Below are 3964 nucleotides of genomic sequence, written 5' to 3'. Positions count from 1 at the left end.
CTATGCAAAAATGGTGACTGTCAGATCAGGTTTGAGCTACTACATTTTAGGGTTGGTGAATCTCTACAAGTTCTTGAAAAAGGTCTGTTCGGTGGTGATCCGATCTTAGTTCAAATCGAAACATCACGCTTTGCACTAAGAAAAAATGAAGCTGAACGAATTTTTGTAGAGATCATAAATGAACACTAAAAATATTGCACTTATTGGCAATCCCAATTGCGGTAAAACTTCACTATTTAATACTCTCACTGGTACTCGCCAAAAAGTTGCAAACTATGCAGGTGTTACTGTTGAACGCAAGGAAGGTTTTTTTAAATTACCTTCAGGTGATGCAGTTCGAGTTTTAGATTTGCCCGGGACTTATAGTTTAAAACCGAGCAGTTTAGATGAAGAAGTAACAAGGGCTGTTTGCTTCGGTGAACTCAAAGGTGAAGTTATTCCTGATATTTTTGTATGCGTGGTCGATGCTACGAATCTTCATCTTCATTTAAGTCTTGTATTGGAAGTTAGGGCTTTAAATAGACCAATGTTACTCGTCTTGAATATGATGGATGAAGTTAGAAAGCGTGGGATTTCCATTGATACTTCGAAGTTATCTCAGCTTTTAGGCATTCCTATTGTTGAGTCTGTCGCAGTAAAAACAAAAGGCATTCAGAGTCTATTGGATCAATTGGATCAAAAGAAGTCATTTACTGCGCCTTATCACTCTGCTCTAAGTCATTTCGATCAAATCAAATATATTACTAAACAAGTCATTCTAAAAAATGACAATGGTGATAAGCGAACTGCTTTTTTAGATAAAATATTTTTACATCCAATTTTTGGATTATTAATACTGACACTCACTATGTTTGTAATGTTTCAAGCCGTTTTCATTTGGGCGCAACCATTCATAGCACTTATTGAAGACTCTATAGCTTGGCTAAGTGGTGCAGTTGGATCTTTGATTTCCTATCCATTATTAAGAAGTTTGATTGTTGATGGTGTTATTGCAGGTGCAGGTAGTGTGCTTGCCTATATGCCTCAAATTCTTATCTTATTTTTCTTTATTTTAATTTTGGAAGAGTCAGGTTACTTGCCTAGAGCTGCTTTTTTGTTAGATAAATTAATGTCTAAAGCAGGTTTAAGTGGGCGCTCATTTATTCCATTACTTTCAAGTTTTGCTTGTGCCATTCCAGGAATTATGGCGACTAGAAGTATCAGTTCTGAAAGAGATCGTTTGGCAACGATTATGATTGCGCCATTGATGACATGCTCTGCTCGATTACCTGTATATGCATTATTGATAGCAGCATTCATTCCAAACAAATTAGTTTATGGCTGGCTAAGTTTGCAGGGTTTAGTTCTGTTTGGGCTTTACATGTCAGGAATTGTATCGGCTTTATTGGTTTCTTTATTTTTAAAATTAGTTAGGCAAGATAAAACTGAAAGTATTTTCATTTTTGAATTACCAACATATCGTATTCCAGATATTAGAAATGTGGCTTTGGGTCTTTATGATAGAGCAACTATTTTCTTAAAGAGAGTGGGTGGAATTATTGTCGCACTGTCTGTTTTGCTATGGTTCTTAGTGACTTTCCCTCAACCACCTGATAATGCAACTATGCCTGCGATTAACTATAGTCTTGCTGGGCAGTTAGGGCATATTATTCATCCAATTTTTGCTCCGATTGGTTTTACATGGGAAATATGTATCGCATTAATTCCTGCGATGGCAGCTAGAGAAGTTGTGATCGCAGCATTAGGTGTAATCTATGCTATGTCGGGTGATGAAGATGCCGTGACTCAAAGTTTACTCAGTCAAATTTCAGGATCTGATGGTTGGGGACTTGCAACAGGCATGTCACTACTAGTGTGGTTTATCTTTGCCCCCCATTGTCTTGCAACATTAGCAACAATCCGTCGAGAAACAGGTAGTTGGAAACAACCAATTATAATGGCTGTTTATCTCTTCTCATTGGCTTATCTATTTTCTTTTATAACTTATCAAGTTATTAGTCGTTTAATGGTTAATTGAAGATGAGTACGATGGAAATCAATGTTACATGCGGTGGCGAAGTGAGAAAACATGCCTAATACCATGCAAACGAATTCAACCAAAAATGGCTTATTTCAGTTTTATCTTCATAACTTGGTTTGGCTTGGGCTTGCTGTCCTTGCCATTGTTTTAGATCAATGGACAAAATTGATTGCTTTAACGAAAATTCCTCATGTAGATTTACCATGTCAAGAGGACGTAGAAAAAATTTGTGCTTATTCTGATTCTATCCAGGTTCTTCCACATATTTTTGATTGGACGTTAGCATATAACCATGGGGCAGCTTTTAGCTTATTATCCGATGCAGGGGGTTGGCAACGTTATTTATTTACAGGTTTAGCAAGTGTTGTTTCCCTGCTCTTTATTTTTTGGCTGATGCGTATACCAAAGAGATTGATCATTTTACCCATCGCTGTTTCACTGATTTTAGGTGGTGCAATTGGTAATTTAATTAACCGCATAACTTTAGGTTATGTAATTGATTTTATACATATCCATTATGAAAAAACTTGGAGTTTTCCTGTATTTAATTTGGCAGATAGTTCAATTACTGGCACTGTTGCAAATAGAGATTTGAGTCGATGATGTTTCCTTTAAAAAGTACTTAGAGACCGAAAACCCTGTTGATTAGACACACTTCACCCTGAGGCTGACCATAATAAAATGACGATGCTTGTCCTTTACGTAGTGCACGCATGACTTCAATACCTTTAATTGTGGCATAAGCCGTCTTCATAGATTTGAATCCTAATGTGGCCCTGATGATCCGCTTTAGCTTGCCATGATCACATTCAATCACGTTATTTTTATACTTAATCTGCCTGTGCTCAAGGTCTGGTGGACATTTACCTTCCCGTTTTAACCGTGATAAAGCACGTCCATATGTGGGTGCTTTATCCGTGTTGATCACTTGTGGAATTTGCCACTTCTTCACATTATTTAAAATTTTTCCAAGAAAACAATATGCTGATTTGGTATTACGTCTAGAAGAAAGATAAAAATCAATGGTATCGCCACGTTGATCGACTGCACGATACAGATAAGACCATCGTCCATTCACTTTTACATAGGTTTCATCAATATGCCACGAGCTCAGATCTGTAGGATTACGCCAATACCAGCGTAAACGTTTTTCTATTTCAGGAGCATAACGCTGAACCCAACGATAAATTGTACTGTGATCCACATTGATGCCTCGCTCAGCGAGCATTTCTTGAAGTTCACGATAGCTGATGCCATATTTACAATACCAACGAACAGCCCAAAGAATGATTTCACCTTGAAAGTGCCGACCGTGGAAGGGATTCATCTGCTGTATCTCGAAATAAATAAGATATTTAGCTTATCATGTCAGCCTATTTGCAACAGTGCCCTAATTTTTGAGTGGCATGACGCAAAATTTGAGATGGTGTACAAAGGTCGTCAAATTACCTTTGAAGAAGCATGTAGCACTTTCTTTGATGATTATGCTGTAACGATTGAAGATATTGGTCATTATGATGAGCAACGCTTGCTAACTACTGGAATGAGCAAAGACTTTAGGCTGTTAACGGTAGTTTGGGTTGAATCTAATGATACATTTCGTTTAATCACTGCCTTTGAACCAACCAAAGATCAACAACGGAGGTATGAGTATGCAAAACGAAACAGTTGAATATTATAAAAATCTTGATACGACCAATGCCAAATTGGTACAACCCGCAATTATAAAAAAATTGCGTGAACGTCAAAGAGAAGTGGCTTATAGCGCTTTGGATATGGATGTTTTAACGTGGTTGAGTACACAGGATGTTGATACAAAAAAACATATCAACGAAGTGATACGCCATTTTATGGCAGTAAAAACTAATTAACCTCTACTTTTAACTTCGGTTAGGCTTTGTTGCACAAAGATTTGAAATGCAAAGCGCCCCTAATTGAGCCAAA

The 3964-nt window shown here is 37.3% G+C and carries 6 protein-coding genes; 5 read left to right on the top strand and 1 reads right to left on the bottom strand.

The genetic code is table 11. The features are described from left to right. The 3 genes from BKE30_RS15175 to lspA all read left to right on the top strand — a co-directional run. On the top strand, window positions 1–189 hold a 189-nt coding region (locus BKE30_RS15175), incomplete at its 5' end, for a FeoA family protein (protein WP_143253809.1). Further along, entirely contained in the window at window positions 179–2017 is a 1839-nt protein-coding gene (feoB, locus tag BKE30_RS15170; RefSeq protein ID WP_026471969.1) for a ferrous iron transporter B, read from the top strand. The genes BKE30_RS15175 and feoB, both read left to right, overlap by 11 nt. A gap of 51 nt (window positions 2018–2068) precedes the next feature. Next, complete coding sequence (gene lspA, locus BKE30_RS15165) at window positions 2069–2623, top strand: signal peptidase II (protein WP_076879399.1); 555 nt, start codon at window positions 2069–2071, stop codon at window positions 2621–2623. Window positions 2624–2642: 19 nt separating this feature from the next. Here the strand turns inward: lspA and BKE30_RS15160 are convergent, their stop codons facing one another. Beyond that, window positions 2643–3347 (bottom strand): IS6-like element IS1006 family transposase, encoded by a 705-nt coding sequence (locus BKE30_RS15160; protein ID WP_076879398.1) that lies wholly within the window; start codon window positions 3345–3347, stop codon window positions 2643–2645. Between BKE30_RS15160 and BKE30_RS15155 the strand changes: the two genes are divergently transcribed. Both BKE30_RS15155 and BKE30_RS15150 read left to right on the top strand, forming a co-directional pair. Beyond that, on the top strand, window positions 3333–3692 hold the full coding sequence (locus BKE30_RS15155) for a BrnT family toxin (RefSeq protein ID WP_227518421.1): 360 nt from the start codon (window positions 3333–3335) through the stop codon (window positions 3690–3692). The genes BKE30_RS15160 and BKE30_RS15155 overlap by 15 nt on opposite strands. Continuing rightward, entirely contained in the window at window positions 3673–3891 is a 219-nt protein-coding gene (locus tag BKE30_RS15150) for a hypothetical protein (protein WP_076879401.1), read from the top strand. The genes BKE30_RS15155 and BKE30_RS15150 overlap by 20 nt, the downstream gene beginning before the upstream one ends. The last annotated feature ends 73 nt before the right edge of the window (window positions 3892–3964 follow it).

The sequence above is a fragment of the Alkanindiges hydrocarboniclasticus genome (assembly GCF_001982605.1).
In the GTDB taxonomy this organism is placed as follows: Bacteria; Pseudomonadota; Gammaproteobacteria; order Pseudomonadales; family Moraxellaceae; genus Alkanindiges; species Alkanindiges hydrocarboniclasticus.
The sequence above is the reverse complement of the archived record's forward strand: the minus strand, read 5'-3'. Positions and strand labels throughout refer to the sequence as shown.

What these genes read in the sequence shown, in the direction of transcription:
- BKE30_RS15160 (WP_076879398.1), bottom strand. Translation starts at nt 3,347, where the DNA reads ATGAATCCCTTCCACGGTCGGCACTTTCAAGGTGAAATCATTCTTTGG.
- feoB (WP_026471969.1), top strand. Translation starts at nt 179, where the DNA reads ATGAACACTAAAAATATTGCACTTATTGGCAATCCCAATTGCGGTAAA.
- BKE30_RS15150 (WP_076879401.1), top strand. Translation starts at nt 3,673, where the DNA reads ATGCAAAACGAAACAGTTGAATATTATAAAAATCTTGATACGACCAAT.
- lspA (WP_076879399.1), top strand. Translation starts at nt 2,069, where the DNA reads ATGCCTAATACCATGCAAACGAATTCAACCAAAAATGGCTTATTTCAG.